The organism is Streptomyces sp. PL-25 (assembly GCF_058344915.1).
Genome location: NZ_CP136997.1, coordinates 6151550 through 6172541, shown reverse-complemented (window position 1 = coordinate 6172541; position 20992 = coordinate 6151550). Strand labels below are relative to the sequence as shown.

The 20992-nt window shown below is 74.4% G+C and carries 17 protein-coding genes and 2 pseudogenes; 5 read left to right on the top strand and 14 right to left on the bottom strand.

The genetic code is table 11. The annotated features are described in order from the left end of the window. Positions 1 to 73 precede the first annotated feature (73 nt). From R4Z62_RS27515 to R4Z62_RS27485, 7 genes and pseudogenes are all read right to left on the bottom strand, one after another. The gene (locus R4Z62_RS27515) at positions 74 to 1291 is read right to left on the bottom strand and encodes a glycosyltransferase (RefSeq protein WP_491521195.1); all 1218 of its coding nucleotides are present in this window, start codon (positions 1289 to 1291) and stop codon (positions 74 to 76) included. Next, a complete protein-coding gene (locus R4Z62_RS27510; RefSeq protein ID WP_064535931.1) occupies positions 1288 to 2241 on the bottom strand; it encodes a glycosyltransferase in 954 nt (317 codons plus the stop codon). Before R4Z62_RS27510 ends, R4Z62_RS27515 begins: the two co-directional genes overlap by 4 nt. Beyond that, positions 2238 to 3225: pseudogene (locus R4Z62_RS27505) on the bottom strand (glycosyltransferase family 9 protein). Before R4Z62_RS27505 ends, R4Z62_RS27510 begins: the two are co-directional and overlap by 4 nt. Continuing rightward, on the bottom strand, positions 3222 to 3887 hold the full coding sequence (locus R4Z62_RS27500) for a D-glycero-alpha-D-manno-heptose-1,7-bisphosphate 7-phosphatase (RefSeq protein WP_491521194.1): 666 nt from the start codon (positions 3885 to 3887) through the stop codon (positions 3222 to 3224). Before R4Z62_RS27500 ends, R4Z62_RS27505 begins: the two are co-directional and overlap by 4 nt. After that, positions 3884 to 4900, bottom strand: a complete 1017-nt coding sequence (locus tag R4Z62_RS27495; protein WP_355485054.1) for a glycosyltransferase family 2 protein — start codon at positions 4898 to 4900, stop codon at positions 3884 to 3886. Before R4Z62_RS27495 ends, R4Z62_RS27500 begins: the two co-directional genes overlap by 4 nt. Next, positions 4897 to 6534: a carbamoyltransferase family protein gene (locus R4Z62_RS27490; protein ID WP_355485052.1), complete on the bottom strand. Its 1638-nt coding sequence runs from the start codon at positions 6532 to 6534 to the stop codon at positions 4897 to 4899. The genes R4Z62_RS27495 and R4Z62_RS27490 overlap by 4 nt, the downstream gene beginning before the upstream one ends. A 175-nt stretch (positions 6535 to 6709) precedes the next feature. Beyond that, positions 6710 to 7729, bottom strand: coding sequence for an NAD-dependent epimerase/dehydratase family protein (locus R4Z62_RS27485; RefSeq protein WP_491521193.1), 1020 nt, complete (start codon positions 7727 to 7729; stop codon positions 6710 to 6712). 129 nt (positions 7730 to 7858) lie between these two features. On the opposite strand from R4Z62_RS27485, the gene R4Z62_RS27480 reads away from it, so the two are divergent. Continuing rightward, entirely contained in the window at positions 7859 to 8665 is an 807-nt protein-coding gene (locus R4Z62_RS27480) for a polysaccharide deacetylase family protein (protein WP_491521192.1), read from the top strand. Here the strand turns inward: R4Z62_RS27480 and R4Z62_RS27475 are convergent. Beyond that, positions 8662 to 9183: a GNAT family N-acetyltransferase gene (locus tag R4Z62_RS27475; RefSeq protein ID WP_491521191.1), complete on the bottom strand. Its 522-nt coding sequence runs from the start codon at positions 9181 to 9183 to the stop codon at positions 8662 to 8664. The two genes, R4Z62_RS27480 and R4Z62_RS27475, sit on opposite strands and share 4 nt — an antisense overlap. A 78-nt stretch (positions 9184 to 9261) precedes the next feature. On the opposite strand from R4Z62_RS27475, the gene R4Z62_RS27470 reads away from it, so the two are divergent. Continuing rightward, positions 9262 to 9702, top strand: coding sequence for an SRPBCC family protein (locus tag R4Z62_RS27470; RefSeq protein ID WP_491521190.1), 441 nt, complete (start codon positions 9262 to 9264; stop codon positions 9700 to 9702). A 21-nt stretch (positions 9703 to 9723) separates the two neighbouring features. On the opposite strand, the gene R4Z62_RS27465 is transcribed toward R4Z62_RS27470, so the two are convergent. Beyond that, entirely contained in the window at positions 9724 to 10620 is an 897-nt protein-coding gene (locus R4Z62_RS27465) for a LysR family transcriptional regulator (protein ID WP_491521189.1), read from the bottom strand. Positions 10621 to 10691: 71 nt separating this feature from the next. Here R4Z62_RS27465 and R4Z62_RS27460 point away from each other — a divergent pair, with 71 nt between their 5' ends. Next, a complete protein-coding gene (locus tag R4Z62_RS27460) occupies positions 10692 to 10964 on the top strand; it encodes a YciI family protein (protein WP_491521188.1) in 273 nt (90 codons plus the stop codon). A gap of 165 nt (positions 10965 to 11129) precedes the next feature. Here R4Z62_RS27460 and R4Z62_RS27455 read toward each other — a convergent pair whose 3' ends face one another. The 5 genes from R4Z62_RS27455 to R4Z62_RS27435 form a co-directional block, all read right to left on the bottom strand. Beyond that, positions 11130 to 12281, bottom strand: a complete 1152-nt coding sequence (locus tag R4Z62_RS27455; RefSeq protein WP_355481090.1) for an XdhC family protein — start codon at positions 12279 to 12281, stop codon at positions 11130 to 11132. Between the two features lie 45 nt (positions 12282 to 12326). After that, positions 12327 to 13793 (bottom strand): NCS2 family permease, encoded by a 1467-nt coding sequence (locus tag R4Z62_RS27450; RefSeq protein WP_491521187.1) that lies wholly within the window; start codon positions 13791 to 13793, stop codon positions 12327 to 12329. Between the two features lie 267 nt (positions 13794 to 14060). Beyond that, positions 14061 to 16490 (bottom strand): xanthine dehydrogenase family protein molybdopterin-binding subunit, encoded by a 2430-nt coding sequence (locus R4Z62_RS27445; protein WP_491521186.1) that lies wholly within the window; start codon positions 16488 to 16490, stop codon positions 14061 to 14063. 1 nt (position 16491) lies between these two features. Then, entirely contained in the window at positions 16492 to 17076 is a 585-nt protein-coding gene (locus R4Z62_RS27440) for a (2Fe-2S)-binding protein (protein ID WP_491521185.1), read from the bottom strand. Continuing rightward, a complete protein-coding gene (locus R4Z62_RS27435; protein WP_355481095.1) occupies positions 17076 to 17966 on the bottom strand; it encodes an FAD binding domain-containing protein in 891 nt (296 codons plus the stop codon). Before R4Z62_RS27435 ends, R4Z62_RS27440 begins: the two co-directional genes overlap by 1 nt. A gap of 347 nt (positions 17967 to 18313) precedes the next feature. On the opposite strand from R4Z62_RS27435, the pseudogene R4Z62_RS27430 reads away from it, so the two are divergent. Both R4Z62_RS27430 and R4Z62_RS27425 read left to right on the top strand, forming a co-directional pair. Next, a pseudogene (locus R4Z62_RS27430) lies at positions 18314 to 19986 on the top strand (PucR family transcriptional regulator). A gap of 166 nt (positions 19987 to 20152) precedes the next feature. After that, positions 20153 to 20917 carry a hypothetical protein gene (locus R4Z62_RS27425; protein ID WP_037874612.1) on the top strand — a complete coding sequence of 255 codons (765 nt, stop codon included), beginning with the start codon at positions 20153 to 20155 and terminating at the stop codon, positions 20915 to 20917. Positions 20918 to 20992: the final 75 nt, after the last annotated feature.

The window sequence follows — 20992 nt, the reverse complement described above, 5'->3', positions numbered from 1 at the left end:
CCGCGGGTGCGGTGGGGGTGCGGTGGGGCAGGGAGGCTCTGTGGGGGCCGGCGGCCCGGCGGACGGTGCCGTGTCAGGCCACCTCCGACCTGACCGCGCGGCCCGCGGTGACCTGCCGGTAGACCTGTTCGGCGCCGTCGGCGACGCGCCCCCAGGTGAACAGGGTCAGCACGCGTTCGCGGCCGGCCGTCCCGTAGCGGCGGCGGGTGCGGTCGCTGCCGAGCAGGTCGCGTACGGCGGCGGCGAGCGCCGGGGTGTCGCCCTCGGGGACGAGGCGGCCGGTGCGCCGGTCGGCGACCGAGTCGCGGTGGCCGCCGACGTCGTGGGCGACGACGGGAACGGCGCACGCCATCGCCTCCAGCGGCACGATCCCGAACGGCTCGTAGGTCGGGGTGCACAGCACCAGGTCGGCGCTGCGCATCAGGGCGGGCATCAGGGCCGGGTCGACGGCGCCGAGCAGCCGCACCCGGTCGCCGACGCCCTCGCGCCGGGCGAGGTCGAGCAGCCGCCGGGCCTCGGGGTCGGTGCCGACACCCGCGCGGGGCGGGCCCCCGGCGATGAGCAGTTCGGCGCCGGGGATCCTGGTGAGGGCGCGGATCGCCTGGTCGTAGCCCTTGCGGCGGACCAGCCGGCCGCAGGACAGCAGCCGGTGCCGGTGGCTGCGCTCGGGCGCGGTCGCGGTGTCCGCGTCGGGGTGGAAGTGGGCGGAGTCGACGCCGCAGGGGACGACGGAGACCCGGCTCGGGGAGACGCCCAGGCCCGCGAGTTCGTGCACCTCGTCGGAGCAGGTGGCCAGGACACGGTCGCAGGTGCGGCCGATCTGCCGTTCCACACCGATGCGTTCGGGCGGGCTGGTGTCCTCGCTGCCCTGGTGGCGGCGCTTGACGGTGCCGAGGGCGTGGAAGGTCTGGACGACGGGGACGCCGTGCGGGCCCGCGCCGAGCAGGGACGCCATGCCGGACATCCAGAAGTGCGCGTGCACCACGTCGGGCCGGCCCTTGCGCCAGGCGCGGGCCAGTTGGGCGCCGAAGGACGGCATGTGCGCGAACAGGTCGTCCTTGGGCAGGACTTCGGGCGGTCCGGCCGCTATGTGCTCGACGACGGCGCCGCCGGGCAGCGGTACCCGCTCGGGCAGGTGCGGGTCGTCGCGCCGGGTGTAGACGGTGACGTCGTGGCCGCGGCGCGCCAACTCCTCGGTGAGCCGGGCGACGTACACGTTCTGGCCACCGGCGTCGACCCCGCCGAGCGCGGCCAGCGGGCTGGCGTGCTCGGACACCATGGCGATCCTCATCGGGTGACCTCCTTCAGCAGCCGCTCCCAGTCGTCCAGGAAGCGGGTCAGTCCGTAGCGGGCGAGCGCGGCGGCGCGTGCCGCCTCCCCGGCCGTACGGGCGTACAGCGGGTCGGCGACGAAGTCCCGTACGGCGTCGGTCAGTACGTCGATCCGGTTGGACACCACTCCGGCGCCGGGCGGGACCGCCTCGGTGACCTCGGTGGTGGCGAGGGCGACCACGGGCATACCCAGGTGCATCGCCTCCAGCAGGGACAGGCCGAGGGAGGTCCAGCGGACCGGGTGGAGGTAGAGGCGGCGCCGGGCCATCTCCCGGTGCAGCTCGCGCTGGACGAGTTCGTGGCCGCGGCACCGGCCGGGCGGCAGGCCCAGGTGGGCGGCGATCGTGTCGGTGCCCATGCCGAAGACGTCCAGCGGGGCGGCCCGCGCGAACGCGGGCAGCAGGTCGGTGCCGGTGGTGCGGCCGCGCCGGACCGGCTCGTTGACGACGACGGCCGCGTGCGGCACCTCGCCGGTCCACAGCGGGCCGGGGTCGACGATGCCGTGCTCGACGACGGCGGTGTCGGCCGCTCCGGCGTCCCACATCAGCCGGTTGAAGTGGGTGACGTGGACGAGCGGGATGCCCGGGGGCAGGTCGGCGACGGGGTGCCGGGTGTCGGGCACGTTCCCGTGGGGGGCGTTGTGCTCCAGGTACACCATGGGCGGGGTGCGGCCGAGCCACCGCCGTACCAGCTCGTACTCGTGCGGGCGTTGCAGCACCACGAGGTCGATGCCGGCGTCCGGGAGCTGTTCCGGGGGGAGTTCGAGCACCGAGTCCGGCCAGTCGAAGGTGCGGGCGCGGCCGAGGCCGTCGGGTCCGCGGCCGGGGGTGACGGGCACGACGTAGGTGTGCGGGCCCTGGACGAACGCGGTGGTCCAGGAACCGTGCACGTGCCAGATGAGGATCCTCACGGCTGCATCACCTTCTCCACGGCGGCGAGCACGTCGGTGGCGGTCACCGATTCCAGGCAGGGGTGTCCGGGCACCGGGCAGGTGCGGGCGCGGCTGTCGGCGCACGGGGCGCTCTGGTCGCCGAGCAGGACGTACGGGACGCCGTAGGGGCGCCAGCGCTCGGCGGGCACGACCGGCGCGAACAGGGAGACGACGGGGGTGCCGACGGCGGCGGCGAGGTGGGCGGGGCCGGTGTTGCCGGTGACGACGGCGCGGGCGCCCGCGAGGACCCCCGGCGAGTTCGGGCGCCTGGGTCCGGCCGCCCAGGTCCAGGCCGTGCGTGCCCGCGGCCTCGGCGGTCAGCTCCCGCTCGCCCGCTCCCCCGGTGACGACCACCCGGTGCCCGGCCGCGGCCAGTTCGCGTACGGCCTGGGCGCAGCGCCGGGTGCTCCAGGCACGGGCGGGCACGCTCGCCCCCGGGTGCAGGACGACGTACGGCTCTTCTCCGGTGAGGTGCGCCGTGTCCGGCGGGGGCAGCACGCGCAGCCGTCCGTCGTCGGCGCGCGGGAACCCGGCGGCCTCGGCGAGGTCGAGGGCGGCCTCGGCCTCGTGGGCGTGCGGGGCGCGCTGGTGGCGTACGTCCAGCAGGGAGCCGGGGTGGTCCACGCTGTCCGCGGCGATGAACCCGACCCCGGCCAGCCGTAGCAGCAGTGCGGTGGGCAGCGGGGACTGGTGGAAGGAGGTGAGGACGAGCGCGGTGTCGGCGTCGACGGCGTCGAGCAGCTTCTCGATCTCCGGCCGGTCGACGGGCGGTGGCTCGAACCCGGCCCAGGGCGCGTCCCAGACCAGGATGTCGTCGATGCCGGGCAGCATCCGCGCGGCCGGTTCCCCGCGCGGCCCGCACAGCAGGGTGACCCGCTCGGCGCGCGCCGCGACGGCCCGCACGGCGGGCCCGGCGAGCAGTACGTCGCCGAAGCTGTCGAGGCGGCTGACGAGTGCCTTCATCGCCGCCTCCGTCCGCCGGGCGCGCCCGCGCCGGTCCGGCCGCCGGATCCGCTCGTGCCGGTCCGTCCGGCGGCGGCCGGGACGGCGGGCGCCGCGGCGGCGCGGGGTGCGGCGCCGCCGGTGCCGGTGCCGGTGCCGGTCCAGGGGTCGGTCAGGGCCGTGCGGACCGCCGTCAGCAGGTCCGGGGCCGTGCGGGGGGCGACGGCGGTCTCCTGGGGGCGGGTGACCGGGGTGGGGACGAGGATGCCGCGGGCCCCGGCGCGACGGGCCGCCTCCATGTCGGAGCCGATGTCGCCGATGACGACGGTGTCGGCGGGCGGCACGCACAGCCGCCCCGCCGCCCACAGGATCAGGCCCGGCTGCGGCTTGCGGCAGCGGCAGCCGTCGCCGGGGCCGTGCGGGCAGACGGCCCACACGTCGAAGGGGCCGAGCAGCGCGTCGACGCGCGCGTGGACGCGGCGGACGTCGGCGACCGAGATCAGGCCGCGGGCCACGCCCGACTGGTTGGTGACGACGCCGGTGGCGACACCGTGCGCGCGCAGCAGCCGCACGGCCTCGCGCGCGCCCTCGACGGGCCGGACCCGGTCGGGGTCGCCGTTGTAGGGGACGTCCTCGACGAGGGTGCCGTCGCGGTCGAACAGGACGGCGCGGACCGGGTTCACGGGGCCACCTCCCGCCAGGCGGGGGCGGCGCGGTGGCGCCAGCGTCCGCTGAGCCAGTGCCAGGTGGCGGCGGGCGGGATGAGGACGCTGGTGACGGCCATGGTGGTGACCTCGTCGCGGGTGCGCGGACCGGGCAGGATCCGGGAGCGGGCGAACTCGGCGGTGCCGGCCGCCCAGCCGAGCGCGGCGAGCGCGGCGGGCCGGGGCCGCCCGGCCGCGGCGAGCGCGCAGGCGGCGACGCCCGCGGCGGTCACGGCGAGGTGGGCGCGGATGCGCCCGCGCGGGGCCACCGCCCGCTGCCACCAGCCGGGGCCGTGCAGCCGCAGCATCAGCGCGTCGTCGGCGTTGCCGCGCTGGGCACGCAGGGACACCCAGCGGTCGGCGGGGCGTACGGGGTGGCGGGTGGTGCGGCGGCCCTGCCGGATGCGCCACCCGGCGTCGAGGACGCGCAGCGCGAGGTCGGCGTCCTCGCGGAAGGCGCGCCGGAAGCGTTCGTCGAACCCGCCGACCTGCGCCAGCGCGTCGGTGCGGTACGCCATGTCGGCGGTGATCCAGCGGGCCCCGGCCAGTCCGGCGGTGCCGCGCTCCCAGTCGGTGGGGCGCCGCTCGCCGGGCAGCGGCACCGCGATGACGCCCTGGACGGCGGCGGTGTCCTCGTCCGCCTCGGCCAGGTCCTCGCTGAGCTGGTCGCACCAGTGCGGGCCGACCTGGACGTCGTCGTCGAGGAAGGCGACCCAGGGCGCGGTGACGGCGCGCAGCCCGGTGTTGCGGGCGGCGGCGGGTCCGCGTCCGCCGCTGGTGAGCACGGTGGTGCGCGGGCGCAGGTCGCCCAGCACGGCCAACGCGTGCTCCAGCGCGCCCGGTTCGGGCTCGCCGCGGTCGTCGACGAGGACGATCTCGTCGGGCCGGGGCCCGTGCGCGGCGGCGAGCGCGGCCAGGCAGTCGGCGAGGGTGTCCCGGGCGAGCGTGGGGACCACCACGGCGTAGGCGGGGTGCGTGAGGGTGCCGTTCATGCGTACGCCCTCGCCCTGCGCACCGCGTACGGGCCGAGCGCCAGCAGGTCGACGGGGGCGGAGCCGAAGCACTCCAGGGCGTCGCGCGGGTCGTCGACCATGGGGCGGCCCGCGGTGTTGAGGCTGGTGTTGACGACGACGGGCAGCCCGGTGCGCCGTTCGAAGCCGCGCAGCATCCGGGCGACGAGGGGTTCGTCGCGCTCGTCGACGGTCTGGATGCGGGCGGTGCCGTCGACGTGCACCACGGCGGGGATCCGGTCGCGCCAGTCGCGGTGGACGTCGTGCACGAAGAGCATGTACGGGCTGGGCAGCGGCCCCTCGAACAGCTCGTGGGCGCGGTCGGCCAGCACCATGGGGGCGACCGGGCGGAACTCCTCGCGGCCCTTGACCCGGTTGAGCCGCTCCAGGTTGTCGGACCGGCCGGGGTGGGCGAGCAGGGAGCGGTGGCCGAGGGCGCGCGGCCCGTACTCGCTGCGGCCCTGGAACCAGGCGACGACGCCGTCGCGGGCCAGTTCCTCCGCGACCGTCTCGGCGATGTCGTCGGGCCGTTCGTAGGGCACACCGGCCTCCTCCAGCCGGTGGCGCAGTTCCTCGTCGCTCCAGCCGCGGCCGAGGGCGGCGCCGGGCATGGGCGCGGGGACGGCGCCCTCGCTCGCGGCCAGGTAGAGGGCGCCGCCGAGCGCGGTGCCGGCGTCACCGGCGGCGGGCTGCGCCCACACGTGCCGGTACGGGCCCCGCGCGGCGATCTTCGAGTTGGCGACGCAGTTGAGGGCGACGCCGCCTGCCAGGGCGAGGGCGTCGCCGCCGGCCTCGCGGTGCAGCCAGTGGACGAGTTCCAGCAGGACCTCCTCCAGGGCGGCCTGGCAGCTGGCGGCGAGGTCGGCGTGGTCCTGGGTCCAGGGTTCGTCCTTGCCGCGCGGCGGGGCGAGGTCCGCCCAGTCGACGCCGTGGGCGCGGAAGCCGCCGTCGCCGGTGGCGTGGACGTGGGTGCGCAGCCGGGGCAGGAAGCGGGGCCTGCCGTAGGAGGCGAGCGCCATGACCTTGTACTCGTCGCTGCTGCGCAGGAAGCCGAGGTGGGCGGTCAGCTCCTCGTAGAGCAGGCCGAGGGAGTGGGGCAGCGCCTGGGCGGCGAGGGTGTCGAGCTTGCCGTCGTGGAAGCGGCCCGCCAGGTGGGAGGCGGCCTCGCCGCGGCCGTCCAGGACGAGGACGGCGCTGTCGGGGTGCGGGGAGGCGGGCCCGGCTGAGGCGGCGTGCGCGATGTGGTGCGGTACGAAGACGACCTTGGCCGGGTCCAGGCCGGGCAGGGCCTCGGCGAGGAACTCGGGGGCGCGGCGGGCGTACTCCTGGCGCAGCGGGTCCCACGGGTCGAAGAGACCGAGTTCGGCGGCGGGGCGGGCCAGGGCCGGGTCGTAGGAGTAGGTGACGGCGTCCAGCTCGGCGGGGCGCAGTCCCGCGTGCTCCAGGCACCAGCGGGCGGAGAGTTCCGGCAGTTCCCAGGCGGAGAACGGCACCGGGCGCTTGCCGTGCTTGCGGCGGCTGAAGCGCTCCTCCTCGCCGGCCGCGACCGTCTCGCCGTCGACGACGAGGGCGGCGGCGGGGTCGTGGAACAGGGCGTTGATTCCAAGGATGCGCATGGGGGTGGGCTCCGTCCCGTTGCGGCGGGGTCCTGCGGGGCCGGTCGGACCTACTGGAACTTCTTGGACATTCCGGGCTTCTGAGTGCCGCGCCTCAGCTGTCTCAAACACCTGAAGACGACTCGGCACCGTACGGCTCCGCTCACGCTGCGTGAGCGGGCCGCCGGGGGCGGCTTCAGGCCGCGACCGACTGCGCGAACCAGCCGATGGTGCGTTCCAGGCCCTCGGCCCAGGGCACGCGGGGCTGCCAGCCGAGCCGTTCCCGGGCGAGCCGGGTGTCGGGGCGGCGGCGGCCGGGGTCGTCCACGGGCCGGTCGACGAACCTGATGCGGGAGGCGGAGCCGGTCAGCTCCACGACCCGGCGGGCCAGCTCCAGCACGGTGATCTCGTCGGCGCCGCCGATGTTGACCGGGCCGGTCTCGTCGGCCGCGGCCAGGGCGAGGACGCCGCGGACGGTGTCGTCGACGTAGCACAGCGACCGGGTCTGGCCGCCGTCGCCCGCCACGGTGAGGGGGGCGCCGTCCAGGGCCTGGGCGATGAAGGTGGGCACGGCGCGGCCGTCGCCGGTGCGCATCCGGGGGCCGTAGGTGTTGAAGATGCGCACGATGGCGGCGTCGGTGCCGTGGACCTGGCGGTCCGCGGTGACCAGCGCCTCGGCGAAGCGCTTGGACTCGTCGTAGACGCTGCGCGGGCCGACCGGGTTGACGTTGCCCCAGTAGGTCTCGCGCTGCGGGTGCTCCAGCGGGTCGCCGTAGACCTCGGAGGTGGAGGCGAGCAGGAAGCGGGCGCCGTCGGCGCGGGCGCGTTCCAGGACGTTGCGGGTGCCGGTGCTGCCGACGTCCAGGGTCTCCAGGGGCAGCCGCAGATAGTCGGCGGGCGAGGCCGGGCAGGCGAAGTGCAGGACCAGGTCGAAGGTGCCGGGCAGCGCGCGCAGGGCGCCGGGGTCGGTGGCGTCGGCGCGCACGAAGCGGAAGCCGGGGCGCCGTTCCAGCTCGGCCACGTTGGCGAGGCTGCCGGTGGCCAGGTTGTCCAGGCAGACGACGCCGGTGCCGGCGTCGAGCAGCCGCGCGCACAGATGGGATCCGACGAAACCGGCCCCGCCGGTCACCAGGGCCCGGCGCCAGATGCGTCCGCTCACAGGGCTCTCCTCCCTCTCGCCTCTCACTTCTCGCCGCCGCCCATGCGCCGGCGTCATGTGTCGGCTTGAGTAACCCGGTGACGGAACGGCACACATCACCACGTTTCCGGCAGATCACATGTACGACGTTCAGCTATTCGACCCCGCTATACACTGCGTCTATAGCGTCTCTGTAGAGTCCCCGGCATGCCTTCCTTGACCAAGAAGACCTGCACGAACGGGAGAACCGGGAAAACGGGGACGAGGTCCCGCGTGATCGCCGCACTCGTCGCCGCGGCCGGCCTGACGCTCGCGCTGAGCGGCTGCACCACAGTGGACGCGACCAGTCCGAGCACGGCCAGGACCCAGGCGGCGGACGGCGCGCCGGGCCGCTTCGGCTCGGTGGACTGCCGCCAGGCCAAGTGCATCGCGCTGACCTTCGACGCCGGTCCGAGCGAGAACTCCGCGCGGCTGCTCGACATCCTGAAGGAGAAGAAGGTGCCCGCCACCTTCTTCCTGCTCGGGGCGCGGCACATCGACACGTACCCGGAACTGGTCAAGCGGATGGCGGCCGAGGGCCACGAGGTGGCCAGCCACACCTGGGACCACGAGATCCTCACCGAGATATCCGAGGCGAAGATACGCGACGAGCTGAAGCGGCCCAACGACGCGATCGAACGCCTCATCGGGCACAAGCCCACCCTGATGCGCCCGCCGCAGGGCCGGACCAACGACACCGTGCAGCGGATCTCCAAGGAGATGGGCATGTCGGAGGTCCTGTGGAGCGTGACCGCGAAGGACTACACGACGACCGACTCCGAGCTGATCAAGAAGAGGGTCCTCGACCAGTCCTCCCGTGACGGGATCATCCTGCTGCACGACATCTACAAGGGCACGGTGCCCGCCGTCCCCGGCATCATCGACGCGCTGAAGGAGCGCGGGTACGTGTTCGTCACCGTGCCCCAGCTCCTGGCCCCGGGCAAGCCGGTGCCGGGCAAGGTGTACCGCCCTTAGGGCCTGTCGTCCGGATCGGGCCAGGGCGCGTCGCGGGCGTCGAGCACGCGCAGGAACCGCAGCCCCGGCCGGCCGGTGATGCTCACCTCGCCCGTCTCGGCGAAGCCGTTGCGGGCGAGCACGGTCCTGGACGCCGGGTTGTCCAGCGTGGTGACCGCGGTCAGTTCCCGCAGCCCGTACGCGGTGGCGGCCAGCCGGCACACCTCCCGTACGGCCGCCGTCGCGACACCCCGTCCGGCGGCCCGCTCGCCGACGCGGTAGCCCAGTTCGGCACGGCCGTCGGCGACGTCGACGAGGTTCACCCGGCCGAGGATCGTGCCCTCGGTGTCCAGGACCAGATGGAAGTGGCAGACACCGGCGTCCTGTTCGGCGAGCCGGGCCCGGTGCACACCGGCGAACCCGGCGAAGTACGCGTCCCCGCGGTCCGAGATCGTCCGGGTGAACCAGCGCCGGTTCTCCCGCTCGAAGGCGAGGAGCGCGTCGGCGTGGTCGGGGCGCAGCCGCTCCAGTGTCAGCATGGGCGCAGCATACGGCCGCCCCGGGTGGCCCGGCCGCGGTCGGGTGGCCGCGGGGCCGCGGCTGTCTACGATCGTGCCGTGGTCACCTTCTGCCTGGAACGCACGCCGTCGCTGGCCCCGGACGAGACCTGGCGGCGGCTCACCGAGTGGCCGCGGCACGGCGGCGCGGTCCCGCTGACCCGCGTCACCGTGCTCACCCCGGCGCCCACCGGCGAGGGCACCCGCTTCGTGGCCCGGACCGGCCTCGGCCCGCTGGGCTTCGACGACCCCATGGAGGTCACCCTCTGGCGCCCGCCCGCCGGTGGTGAGCCGGGCCTGTGCCGGCTGGAGAAGCGGGGCCGGGTGATCCTCGGCCGGGCGGAGATCGAGGTGCGGCAGGACTCCGGCGGCCGTACGCGGGTGCGCTGGCGGGAGGAGCTGCGGGTGCGGTTCCTGCCCGCCCTCTTCGATCCGCTGCTGGACCGCGCGGCGCGGGCTGTGTTCGGCCGGGCGGTGGACGGGCTGCTGCGCCGCCCCTGAACGCGCCTGCCGTCCGGGGCGCTACGGCCGCCCGTCCACCGCCTCTTCCCGCTCCGGCAGCGGCGCCCACGGTCCGCGGGCGGCGGTCGCCAGGAGCAGCCGCTCGCGGGGCGGTTCGGGGCCGACGGGGCGCCAGAGGAGGTCGGTGTCGGTGGCGGCACCGGCGCGGGTGCGCAGCGCGACCAGGTCGTCGTGGCCGAGCAGCGCGTGCCGGAACAGACCGTGGCTGCCGGTGTCCTCGACGAGGAGGCCGGGGTGCCAGCCGTGCCGCGCGAGCCGCTCGCGGACGGCCGAGGCGTAGCCGGGGGCCCGCCGCCCGGGGAACCACAGCAGCCGCTGCCCCGCCAGATCGTCCCAGGTCAGCTCGGTGTGTCCGGCCAGCGGATGGCGGTGGCCCAGCAGCACGCCGAGGGGCTCGTCGGCGAGGGTGCGCAGATCGAGGCCCGCCGTGTCGTCCACCGGTGCGCGCAGGATGCCGTAGGCCAGGGCTCCGGTGCGCAGCAGTTCGCCCTGGCGGGCGGAGTCGGCCTGTTCGTGGACCAGCCGCAGTGGCCGGGCACCGGTCAGGATCCGCTCGGCGCGGCGCAGCACCTCCCCCGGTACGCCCCGGCAGACGCCGAGCGCCGCGGTCACCGGGACGGCGCGGGCCGCGGCGACCGAGGAGCCCAGCGCGTCCAGCGCCCGGCGGACCCCGGCCAGCAGCAGCCGGCCCGCCTCGGTGAGCTCCATGCCCCGGGGCAGCCGCCGGAACAGCGGTGCGCCCACGCGCCGTTCGAGCTGCTTGATCTGCTGGCTCAGGCTGGGCTGGGCGATCCGCAGCCGCCGCGCGGCCTCCGTGACGGTGCCCGCCTCGGCGACGGCGGCGAAGTACCGCAGCGGGCGCAGCTCCAGTTCGGGGATCTCCTCCGGCTCATCCATAGGCGCCAGCCTATGGCTACCCGGCTGACCGGTCCTGGTGCGGGGCGGTCCGCGTGCCCTTGAGTGGAGCCATGTACGTCATCGTGTTCCGATACCAGGCCCCGCTGGAGACCGTCGACTCCCTCAAGGAGGCTCACTACACCCACCCCGAGGGGGTGTTCGCACAGGGCCTGGCCCAGGTCGCCGGGCCGCTGGAGCCGCGCCGGGGCGGGGTGGTCCTGGCCGAGGGCCCGCGCGAGGTGGTCGAGGCCGCCGTCGCCGCGGACCCCTTCGTCACCAGCGGCGCGGCCACCGCGGAGATCCTCTGCTTCCGCCCGACATGGCGGCGCGGCGGTTCCTCCTGACCGGAGCGCGGTCGCGCACCGGTGTCATGGCTCAGGTCCGGGAACGCCGCAAGCGCGCACCGCGATGCGAACTCCGCTGCGGCGGGCTGCATCTGACCGTCCAACCGTTCCCGCCGGGGGACGCGTGCGTCCCCCGGCCCGGCGGGGCCACCCCGCCTGCCCCGCCTAGGCGACCGAGCCGATGCGGGCCGCCGGCCGGGTCGCCGGGTCGTGGTGGATGGGGGTGTGCGCGCCGGTCAGGGAGACGCCGCTGCCGCCGCGGCGGGCGGCCACGATCTCGGCGGCGATGGACAGCGCGGTCTCCTCGGGGGTGCGGGCGCCCAGGTCGAGGCCGATGGGGGACCTGAGGCGGGCGAGTTCCAGTTCGCTCACGCCGACCTCGCGCAGGCGCGCGTTGCGGTCCAGGTGGGTGCGCCGGGAGCCCATGGCGCCGACGTAGGCGACCGGCAGCCGCAGGGCGAGTTCCAGCAGGGGTACGTCGAACTTGGCGTCGTGGGTGAGGACGCACAGCACGGTACGGCCGTCGACCTGGGTGTCCGCCAGGTAGCGGTGGGGCCACTCGACGACGATCTCGTCGGCCTCCGGGAAGCGGGCGCGGGTGGCGAAGACGGGGCGGGCGTCGCAGACGGTGACGCGGTAGCCGAGGAAGCGGCCGATCCGTACCAGCGCGGAGGCGAAGTCGATGGCGCCGAAGACGATCATGCGGGGCGGCGGTACGGAGGACTCGACGAGGAGGGTGAGCGGGGAGCCGCAGCGCGATCCCCGTTCGCCGATCTCCACGGTGCCGGTGCGGCCGGCGTCGAGCAGGGCGGCCGTCTCGGCGGCGGCCGTGCGGTCCAGTTCGGGGTGGCCGCCGAAGCCGCCCTCGTGGGTGCCGTCCGGGTGCACCAGCAGGGCGCGGCCCGTCAGTTCGGCCGGTCCGGACACGATCCGGGCCAGGGCCGCCGCCCGGCCCCGGGCGGCGGCGGTCAGCGCGGCGGCGAGCACCGGACGGACCGGGTCGCCGGCCCGTACCGGTGTGACCAGGATGTCGATGACTCCGCCGCAGGTCAGGCCGACGGCGAAGGCGTCCTCGTCGCTGTAGCCGAACCGCTCCAGGACGCTCTCGCCGTCCTGGAGGGCCTGTCGGCACAGCTCGTAGACCGCGCCCTCCACACAGCCGCCGGAGACCGAGCCGATCGCGGTGCCGTCGGCGTCCACCGCGAGGGCGGCGCCGGGCTGGCGCGGGGCGCTGCCGCCGACGGCCACCACGGTGGCGACGGCGAAGTCACGGCCCTGCTCGACCCACCGGTCCAGCTCCTCGGCGATGTCCAGCATCTGTCGTTCTCCTTACAGCGGTCGGGTGGAGGGCGCGGGGCTCGGTCAGTGGACGCCGAGCCAGCCCTCGATCGGGTTGAGGGCGAAGTACACGAGGAAGACCGCCGTCAGGACCCACATGAAGGCCCCGATCTCCCGGGTCTTGCCCTGGGCGACCTTGATGACCGTGTACGAGACCACACCGGCGGCGACGCCGGGCGTGATGGAGTACGTGAACGGCATGATGACCACGGTCAGGAAGACCGGGATCGCGGTGGCGCGGTCGCCCCAGTCGACGTGCCGGGCGTTCATCATCATCATCGCGCCGATGACGACGAGGGCGGCGGAGGCGACCTCGGAGGGGACGATCGCGGTGATCGGGGTGAAGAAGAGGCAGGCCGCGAAGAAGAGGCCGGTGATCACGGAGGAGAAGCCCGTGCGGGCGCCCTCCCCCACGCCGGTGGCGGACTCGACGAAGACGGACTGTCCCGAGCCGCCCGCGACACCGCCGACCACGCCGCCGGCGCCGTCGATGAACAGCGCCTTGGACAGGCCGGGCATCCGGCCCTTGTCGTCGGCGAGGTTCGCCTCGGTGCCGACGCCGATGATGGTGGCCATCGCGTCGAAGAAGCCGGCCAGGACCAGCGTGAAGACGATCACGGTGACCGTCATGACGCCGACGTCGCCCCAGCCGCTGAAGGACACGTGCCCGAAGAGCGAGAAGTCGGGCATGGACACGGGGCTGCCGTGGAGTTCGGGGGCGCCGTTCACCCACTGCTTGGCGTCGATGGCGCCGGTCGCGTTCAGGACCGCCGCCACGGCGGTGCCGCCCACGATGCCGATGAGGATGGCGCCGGGGATGTTGCGGGCCTGGAGCGCGAAGATCAGCAGCAGGGTGGCGGCGAAGAGCAGCACCGGCCAGCCGGACAGCTCACCGCCGGGTCCGAGGACGACGGGGCCGCCGCCGGGCGACGGGTTGCGGCCGACGAATCCGGCCTTCACCAGTCCGATGAAGGCGATGAACAGGCCGATGCCCATGGTGATGCCGTGCTTGAGCGGCAGCGGGATCGCGTTCATGATCATCTCGCGCAGGCCGGTGACGACCAGCAGCATGATGACCACGCCGTAGGCCACGCACATGCCCATGGCCTGCGGCCAGGTCATGTTCGGCGCCACCTGGGTGGAGATCACCCCGGACACCGAGAGTCCGGCGGCCAGGGCGAGCGGCACCTTGCCGACGAAGCCCATGAGCAGCGTGGTGAACGCCGCGCCGAGCGCCGTCGCGGTGATCAGGGCCTTCTGGCCCAGGGTGTCCCCGGCGACGTCCTTGCCGGAGAGGATGACGGGGTTGAGCAGCAGGATGTACGCCATCGCCATGAAGGTGGTGACGCCGCCGCGCACTTCACGCGCGATCGTGGAACCCCGCCGGGTGATGTGGAAGTACCGGTCGAGCCAGGACCGTCCCGCCGGGACGCGGCTGCCCGCGCCCGCGTCTTCGGCGGCGGTCCTCGGCTCCACAGACTGCTGGGTCATGGGGCCAACTCCCAAGGTTCATAGGTGCACCCGTGAAAGCCCTTCCTGGGCACGGGATTTGGGAATGGACGGCCCGGGGGACGGCCCGAGACGAACTGGTGCTGGTACTTCAAGGGCCGCGAGCGGAGCGGAACTCGAAGGGGGTGCGGGGGGAGTGCTCCGGGCGGCGCGGAAGTGTGACGTTCCGGTGCGCCGCCCGGAGGGTCTGCCGGTTCTCCGGTCCGGGCCGGCCGGAACCCGTGGGCCCGGCCGCTCCGTTCCGGAGTCCTACGCCCGGCCGGTCAGGTGCTCGGGCCGGACGGGGGTGCGGGGGAGTTCGAGACCGGTCGCGTTCCGGATCGCCGCGAGGACGGCCGGGGTGGACGACAGGGTGGGAGCCTCGCCGATGCCGCGCAGCCCGTACGGGGCGTGCTCGTCGGCGAGTTCGAGCACGTCGACCGGGATGGTCGGGGTGTCGAGGATGGTGGGGAGCAGGTAGTCCGTGAAGGAGGGATTGCGGACCTTCGCCGTCTTGGGGTCGACGATGATCTCCTCCATGATGGCGATGCCCAGGCCCTGGGTGGTGCCGCCCTGGATCTGCCCGATGACGGAGAGCGGGTTGAGCGCCTTGCCGACGTCCTGCGCGCAGGCCAGTTCGACGACCTTGACCAGGCCGAGTTCGGTGTCGACCTCGACGACGGCGCGGTGCGCGGCGAAGGAGTACTGCACATGGCCGTTGCCCTGGCCGGTGCGCAGGTCGAACGCCTCGGTGGGCCGGTGGCGCCACTCCGCCTCGATCTCCACGGCCTCGTCCTCCAGGACGTCGGCCAGGTCGGCGAGGACCTCGCCGCCGTCGGTCACCACCTTGCCGCCCTCCAGCAGGAGTTCGGCGGTGGCCCAGGCGGGGTGGTAGGAGCCGAACTTGCGCCGGCCGATCTCCAGGACCCGTTCGCGCACCAGCTCGCAGGAGTTCTTGACGGCGCCGCCGGTGACGTACGTCTGCCGGGAGGCCGAGGTGGAACCCGCCGAACCGACCTGGGTGTCGGCCGGGTGGATGGTCACCTGGGTGACGCCCAGCTCGGTGCGGGCGATCTGGGCGTGCACGGTGACGCCGCCCTGGCCGACCTCCGCCATGGCCGTGTGCACGGTGGCGACGGCCTCGCCGCCCACCACCTCCATGCGCACCTTGGCGGTGGAGTAGTCGTCGAAGCCCTCGGAGAAGCCGACGTTCTTGATGCCGACCGCGTAGCCGACACCGCGGACGACGCCCTCGCCGTGCGTGGTGTTGGACAGTCCGCCGGGCAGCTGGCGCACGTCGGCGCCCTCGCTGGACTCCCACTGCCGCTCGGGCGGCAGCGGCATCGCCTTGACACGGCGCAGCAGTTCGGCGACCGGGGCCGGGGAGTCGACCGGCTGCCCGGTCGGCATGATCGTCCCCTGCTCCATGGCGTTGAGCCGGCGGAACTCCACCCGGTCCATGCCCACCTTGTCGGCGAGCTTGTCCATCTGCGCCTCGTAGGCGAAGCACGCCTGGACCGCGCCGAAGCCGCGCATGGCGCCGCAGGGCGGGTTGTTGGTGTAGAGGGCGATGGCCTCGATGTCCACGTCGTCGATGACGTACGGTCCCGCCGACAGCGAGGAGGCGTTGCCGACGACCGCCGGGGAGGCGGAGGCGTAGGCGCCGCCGTCCAGCACGATCCGGCACTTCATGTGGGTGAGCTTGCCGTCCTTGGTGGCGCCGTGCTCGTAGTGCAGCCGGGCCGGGTGGCGGTGGACGTGCCCGAAGAAGGACTCGAACCGGTTGTAGACGATCTTGACGGGCTTGCCGGTGCGCAGCGCCAGCAGACAGGCGTGGATCTGCATCGACAGGTCCTCGCGCCCGCCGAAGGCGCCGCCGACGCCGGCCAGGGTCATGCGGACCTTGTCCTCGGGCAGGCCGAGGACGGGCGCGATCTGGCGCAGGTCGGAGTGGAGCCACTGGGTGGCGACGTAGAGGTGGACGCCGCCGTCCTCCTCGGGCACGGCGAGGCCGGACTCCGGGCCGAGGAACGCCTGGTCCTGCATGCCGAAGTAGTAGTCGCCCTCGACGATGAAGTCGGCCTTCTTCGCGGCCTCGTCGGCATTGCCGCGCACGATCGGCTGGCGGTGCACGATGTTGGGGTGCGGGACGTGGCCGATGACGGGGGCACCCCCTGGACCGGAGCCTGCCGGAGGTCCTTGGGGGAGGTCGACGCGCGTCTCGTGGACGAGGACGGCGTCCGGGGCGGTCGCGGATGCCTCGTCGGTGATGACGGGCAGCTCCTTGTACTCCACCTTGATCTTGGCGGCGGCGCGGCGCGCGGTCTCGGGGTGGTCGGCGGCCACGATGGCGACCGGTTCGCCGTGGTGGCGCACCTTGCCGTGGGCGAGCACCGGGGTGTCCTGGATCTCCAGGCCGTAGTGCTTCGTCTCGGCGGGCAGGTCGTCGTAGGTCAGCACGGCGTACACGCCGGACAGGGCGAGCGCCTCGGAGACGTCGATGGAGACGATCTCGGCGTGCGCGACGGTGGAGCGCAGGATCTGGCCCCAGAGCATGTCCTCGTGCCACATGTCGGACGAGTACGCGAACTCGCCGGTGACCTTGAGGATGCCGTCGGGCCGGAGCGTGGACTCGCCGACACCGCCCTTGGTGCGGTAGCCCTGGGTGAGTTTGGTGGGAGCACCGTTGGCCGTGGTCATGTCAGACCCCCTCGGACTGGCGGGCGGCCGCCAGGCGCACCGCGTCCATGATCTTCTCGTAGCCCGTGCAGCGGCACAGGTTGCCCGACAGCGCCTCGCGGATGTCCGCGTCGGTCGGGTTGGCGTTGCGTTCGAGCATCTCGTCGGCGGCGACCAGCAGGCCGGGCGTGCAGAAGCCGCACTGGACGGCGCCCGCGTCGATGAACGCCTGCTGCACCGGGGACAGTTCGGTGCCCTCGCCGGTCTGCGAGTCGGTGCCCTGGGCGCGCCAGCCCTTGGCCTCGTCCAGCGAGGTGCCGCAGGCGCCGCTCGCGCAGCCGGCGCCCTCGGCGCGCTGCCGGGCGAAGTCCGCCAGGCCCTCGACGGTCACGACCTCGCGGCCCTGCGCCTGTCCGGCCGCGACCAGGCAGGAGCACACCGGCACGCCGTCCAGGCGCACCGTGCACGAGCCGCACTCGCCCTGTTCGCAGGCGTTCTTGGAGCCGGGCAGGCCCAGGCGCTCGCGCAGCACGTAGAGCAGCGACTCGCCCTCCCAGACGTCGTCGGCCTCCTGCGGGCGTCCGTTGACGGTGAAGTTGACGCGCATCACGCAGCTCCCTCGGTGGCGCGGCGGGTGCCGCGGTACGACTCCCAGGTCCAGGTGAGTGTCCGGCGGGCCATCACGCCGACCGCGTGGCGGCGGTAGCTCGCGGTGCCCCGGACGTCGTCGATCGGGTTGCAGGCGGCGGCGCACAGCTCGGCGAACTGCTTGGCCACCGACGGAGTGATGATCTTCCCGTTGTCCCAGAAGCCGCCCTCCTCCAGGGCCGCGGCCAGGAACTCCTCGGCGGCGGCGGCCCGCACCGGGGTGGGGGCGGCCGAGCCGATGCCGGTGCGGACGGTGCGGGTCCCGGGGTGCAGGGCGATACCGAAGGCGCAGACCGCGATGACCATGGCGTTGCGGGTGCCGACCTTGGAGTACTGCTGCGGGCCGTCCGCCTTCTTGATGTGCACCGCGCGGATCAGCTCGTCCGGCGCGAGGGCGTTGCGCTTGACGCCGGTGTAGAACTCGTCGATCGGGATGCGGCGGGTGCCGCGCACCGACTCGGCCTCGACCTCGGCGCCCGCGGCGAGCAGGGCGGGGTGGGCGTCACCGGCGGGAGAGGCCGTGCCGAGGTTGCCGCCGACGCCGCCGCGGTTGCGGATCTGCGGGGAGGCCACCGTGTGCGAGGCGAGCGCCAGGCCGGGCAGCTCGGCACGGAGACTGTCCATGATGCTGGTGTAGGGCACCGAGGCCCCCAGCCGCACGCTGTCCTCGCCGACCTCCCACTCGTAGAGGTCTCCGATGCGGTTGAGGTCGAGGAGGTACTCGGGCCGGCGGTGGTCGAAGTTGATCTCGACCATCACGTCGGTGCCGCCCGCGATCGGTACAGCGGTGGGGTGCTCGGCCTTCGCGGCGAGCGCCTCCTCCCAGCTGGCGGGGCGAAGGAAGTCCATGACCGGCTCTCTTCTTCGTCTCGGAAGGTCGTACAGATTGAGCCAATCCGTGTGCGGCGGGCCAGGCTCGTTCATGTGCTGTTCACGTGGAGTGGAGTCAGTACACAACCGAGTACTCCGGCGGGGTCAGTCACCGAAACCATGAAGGGTTTGGCTGGCCGCGGGATGCATCTTGTAGATTCGTATGAACGAAGGCCGTCACCCGCATCTTCGTTTCCCCCGGGAAACAGAGGTCACGGCCCGGCGGGGCCCCACCAGCGGCCGAGTCGCCGGCCGGCCATCGGGCGGTCCCCTCGCCCACAAGATCCATCATAGATTTCGAGACAAGAGAACGGCGGCGACGAGACATGCGGCTGCGCGCACTGCTGGACACCGACGCGCTGGGCCTGAAACTGCTCGGCGGCGAGGAGGAGCTGGACCGCACCGTCCGCGGTGTGATGACCACCGACCTGCGCGATCCGAGCCGCTACCTCTCCGGCGGCGAGCTGGTGCTGACGGGCCTGGCCTGGCGCCGGGACGCCGCCGACGCCGAGCCGTTCGTCCGCACCCTGGTGCAGGCCCAGGTCGCCGCGCTGGCCGCGGGCGAGGCCGAGCTGGGCGAGGTGCCCGAGGACCTGGTGCTGGCCTGCGCCCGGCACCGGCTGCCGCTGTTCGCGGTGCACGAGTCGGTGGCGTTCGCGACGATCACCGAGCACGTGGTGCGGCAGGTCTCCGGCGAGCGCGCGGGCGATCTCGCGGCCGTGGTGGACCGGCACCGCCGGATGATGACCGCGGGACCGGCGGGCGGCGGCCCGGACGTGGTCCTCGACCTGCTCGGCTCCGACCTGGACCTGCGGGCCTGGCTGCTCTCCCCCGCCGGACGGCTGATCGCCGGACCCAAGGTCGGCGGGCCCGCGCTGCCCCCGCAGACCTGCCGGACGCTGGCCGCCGGGCAGCTGGCGGCCGCCCGCACCGGACGGCGCGGACCGCACCGGGTCACGCTGGAGGGCACGACGTACTCGCTGTTCCCCATCCCGCGGCGGCGGGCGCGCCCCAGGCCGGACGGGACGTGCGCGAGACGGTGCTGTCGGACTGGCTGCTGGCCGTCGAGGCGGACGCCGGCGACTGGGCCGAGGAGCGGCTCGACCTGCTCCAGGGCGTCACCCAGCTGATCGCGGTCGAGCGGGACCGGCGGGACGCGGCGCGCACGGTGCGCCGACGGCTCGCGCAGGAAGTGCTCGAGCTGGTGCAGAGCGGCGCGCCGCCCGCCGAGATCGCCGCGCGGCTGCGGGTGGCCGCGCCGGTGCTGCTGCCCGGCCTCGGCTCGGCCCCGCACTGGCAGGTCGTGGTGGCCCGCGTCGAGTGGGACGGCCGCGGCGAGGAGAGCGGCCCCATCGCCCAGTCCCTGCTGGAGGAGATCCTGGTCGACCCGCACAGCACCGGCCCCGAGCCGTCCGACCGGATAGCCGTCGCGCACAGCGGCGGCGAGGCCATCGCCCTGGTGCCGCTCCCCGCCGTCCCCGCCGAGCAGGAAGGCCCGGGAGCCGGGATCCTCGCGGACGCGCTGCTGCGCTCCGTGCGGGACCCGCTGGCCGCCGGTCTGGACGACGACGGGCGGCTCACCCTCGGCGTCAGCGCGGCCGTGCACTCCGCCGAGGGGCTGCGCGGCGCCCTGGAGGAGGCCCGGCACGCCCGCCGGGTCGCGGCGGCACGCCCCGGCCGGGTCTGCGCGGCCGGGCACCAGGAGCTGGCCTCGCACGTGCTGCTGCTGCCGTTCGTCCCGGACGACGTGCGCCGCGCCTTCACCGCGCGGCTGCTGGACCCGCTGCGCGACTACGACCGCAGGCACCGCGCGGAGCTGATCCCGACCCTGGAGGCGTTCCTCGACTGCGACGGCTCCTGGACGCGCTGCGCGACCCGGCTCCACCTGCACGTCAACACGCTGCGCTACCGGGTCGGGCGGATCGAGCAGTTGACGGGCCGTGACCTGTCGCGCCTGGAGGACAAGCTGGACTTCTTCCTGGCCCTGCGCATGAGCTGAGGCCGGCGCGCGGGCCGCCGCCGGTGGCGCGTACCGGCCACCGTCCCACGACTTTGTGAAATCCTTCACCCGCCCCCTTGGCCGGGCCGCCGGATCCATGCTGAGATGCGGCCACCACTCAAGGCTCGAAGGCGTGCTCGGGGAGGGCAACGTGGCGCATACCGCCATGTCTGGTAACGGAACGACCGCTGGTGACGATCCACTCCAGACCGCGGTATGGCGGCTGCGCTCACGCGCGTGCTGGGCCGACGCGGCCGCGCTGCTGCCGGTGGGCACCGCCGCCGCAGCGCTCCAGCGCACCGTGCTGCTGGTGGAGCGCTGCCTGTACACCGAGGCGGGCTGGGAGGAGGCCGAGGACGCGCTGCGCACCGCGGAGGCGCTGGCCCACTCCGACGAGGAGCGCGGCGCCGCCGCTTGTGAACGCGGGTACTTGGCCTACTCCGCGACGCTGCACGGCGTACGGGACCGGGCCGACGAGGCGCGCTCGGCGCTCGGCCGGGCCGCCGCGCTGATCGAGCCGGGCGGGGCGGGGCGGGCGCTGCTGGACTTCCGGCGCGGGCTGATCGCGGAGAACCTGACCCGCTCCGCGCAGGCCGCGCGCGCCGCCTACCGCCGCGCCCACGCGGGCGCCACCGCCCGGCCCGACCCGCTGCTGCTCTCCTTCACCTGGCGCCATCTGGCCGGACTCGCCCTGCGCGAGGGCGAGTTGGCCGAGGCCCGGCACGGGTTCGCCGAGTCCCTGCGGATCCGCGAGGAACTGGGATACCTGGTCGGCACCGCCCCCGCCCTGGTCTCCCTGGCCGACACCGAGGAGGAGCCCGAGGCGTCCCGGCTGCGCGAGGAGGCCCGCCGGCTGTTCCGCCTGCTGGGCGGCGTGCCCACCTGGCTGTCCCGGCAGCTCGCCCCACCACCGGGCGCGGCCACGGCCTGATCCCCCAGGGCCACGGCCCGATCCGGCGGGCACGGGACCGCCCGGCGAGCACGGGCCCATCCGGGGAGCACGGGA

What these genes read in the sequence shown, in the direction of transcription:
- R4Z62_RS27445 (WP_491521186.1), bottom strand. Translation starts at nt 16,490, where the DNA reads ATGACCACGGCCAACGGTGCTCCCACCAAACTCACCCAGGGCTACCGC.
- R4Z62_RS27485 (WP_491521193.1), bottom strand. Translation starts at nt 7,729, where the DNA reads ATGACGCCGGCGCATGGGCGGCGGCGAGAAGTGAGAGGCGAGAGGGAG.
- R4Z62_RS27460 (WP_491521188.1), top strand. Translation starts at nt 10,692, where the DNA reads ATGTACGTCATCGTGTTCCGATACCAGGCCCCGCTGGAGACCGTCGAC.
- R4Z62_RS27440 (WP_491521185.1), bottom strand. Translation starts at nt 17,076, where the DNA reads ATGCGCGTCAACTTCACCGTCAACGGACGCCCGCAGGAGGCCGACGAC.
- R4Z62_RS27455 (WP_355481090.1), bottom strand. Translation starts at nt 12,281, where the DNA reads ATGCTGGACATCGCCGAGGAGCTGGACCGGTGGGTCGAGCAGGGCCGT.
- R4Z62_RS27450 (WP_491521187.1), bottom strand. Translation starts at nt 13,793, where the DNA reads ATGACCCAGCAGTCTGTGGAGCCGAGGACCGCCGCCGAAGACGCGGGC.
- R4Z62_RS27435 (WP_355481095.1), bottom strand. Translation starts at nt 17,966, where the DNA reads ATGGACTTCCTTCGCCCCGCCAGCTGGGAGGAGGCGCTCGCCGCGAAG.
- R4Z62_RS27465 (WP_491521189.1), bottom strand. Translation starts at nt 10,620, where the DNA reads ATGGATGAGCCGGAGGAGATCCCCGAACTGGAGCTGCGCCCGCTGCGG.
- R4Z62_RS27480 (WP_491521192.1), top strand. Translation starts at nt 7,859, where the DNA reads ATGCCTTCCTTGACCAAGAAGACCTGCACGAACGGGAGAACCGGGAAA.
- R4Z62_RS27495 (WP_355485054.1), bottom strand. Translation starts at nt 4,900, where the DNA reads ATGAACGGCACCCTCACGCACCCCGCCTACGCCGTGGTGGTCCCCACG.
- R4Z62_RS27515 (WP_491521195.1), bottom strand. Translation starts at nt 1,291, where the DNA reads ATGAGGATCGCCATGGTGTCCGAGCACGCCAGCCCGCTGGCCGCGCTC.
- R4Z62_RS27490 (WP_355485052.1), bottom strand. Translation starts at nt 6,534, where the DNA reads ATGCGCATCCTTGGAATCAACGCCCTGTTCCACGACCCCGCCGCCGCC.
- R4Z62_RS27425 (WP_037874612.1), top strand. Translation starts at nt 20,153, where the DNA reads ATGTCTGGTAACGGAACGACCGCTGGTGACGATCCACTCCAGACCGCG.
- R4Z62_RS27475 (WP_491521191.1), bottom strand. Translation starts at nt 9,183, where the DNA reads ATGCTGACACTGGAGCGGCTGCGCCCCGACCACGCCGACGCGCTCCTC.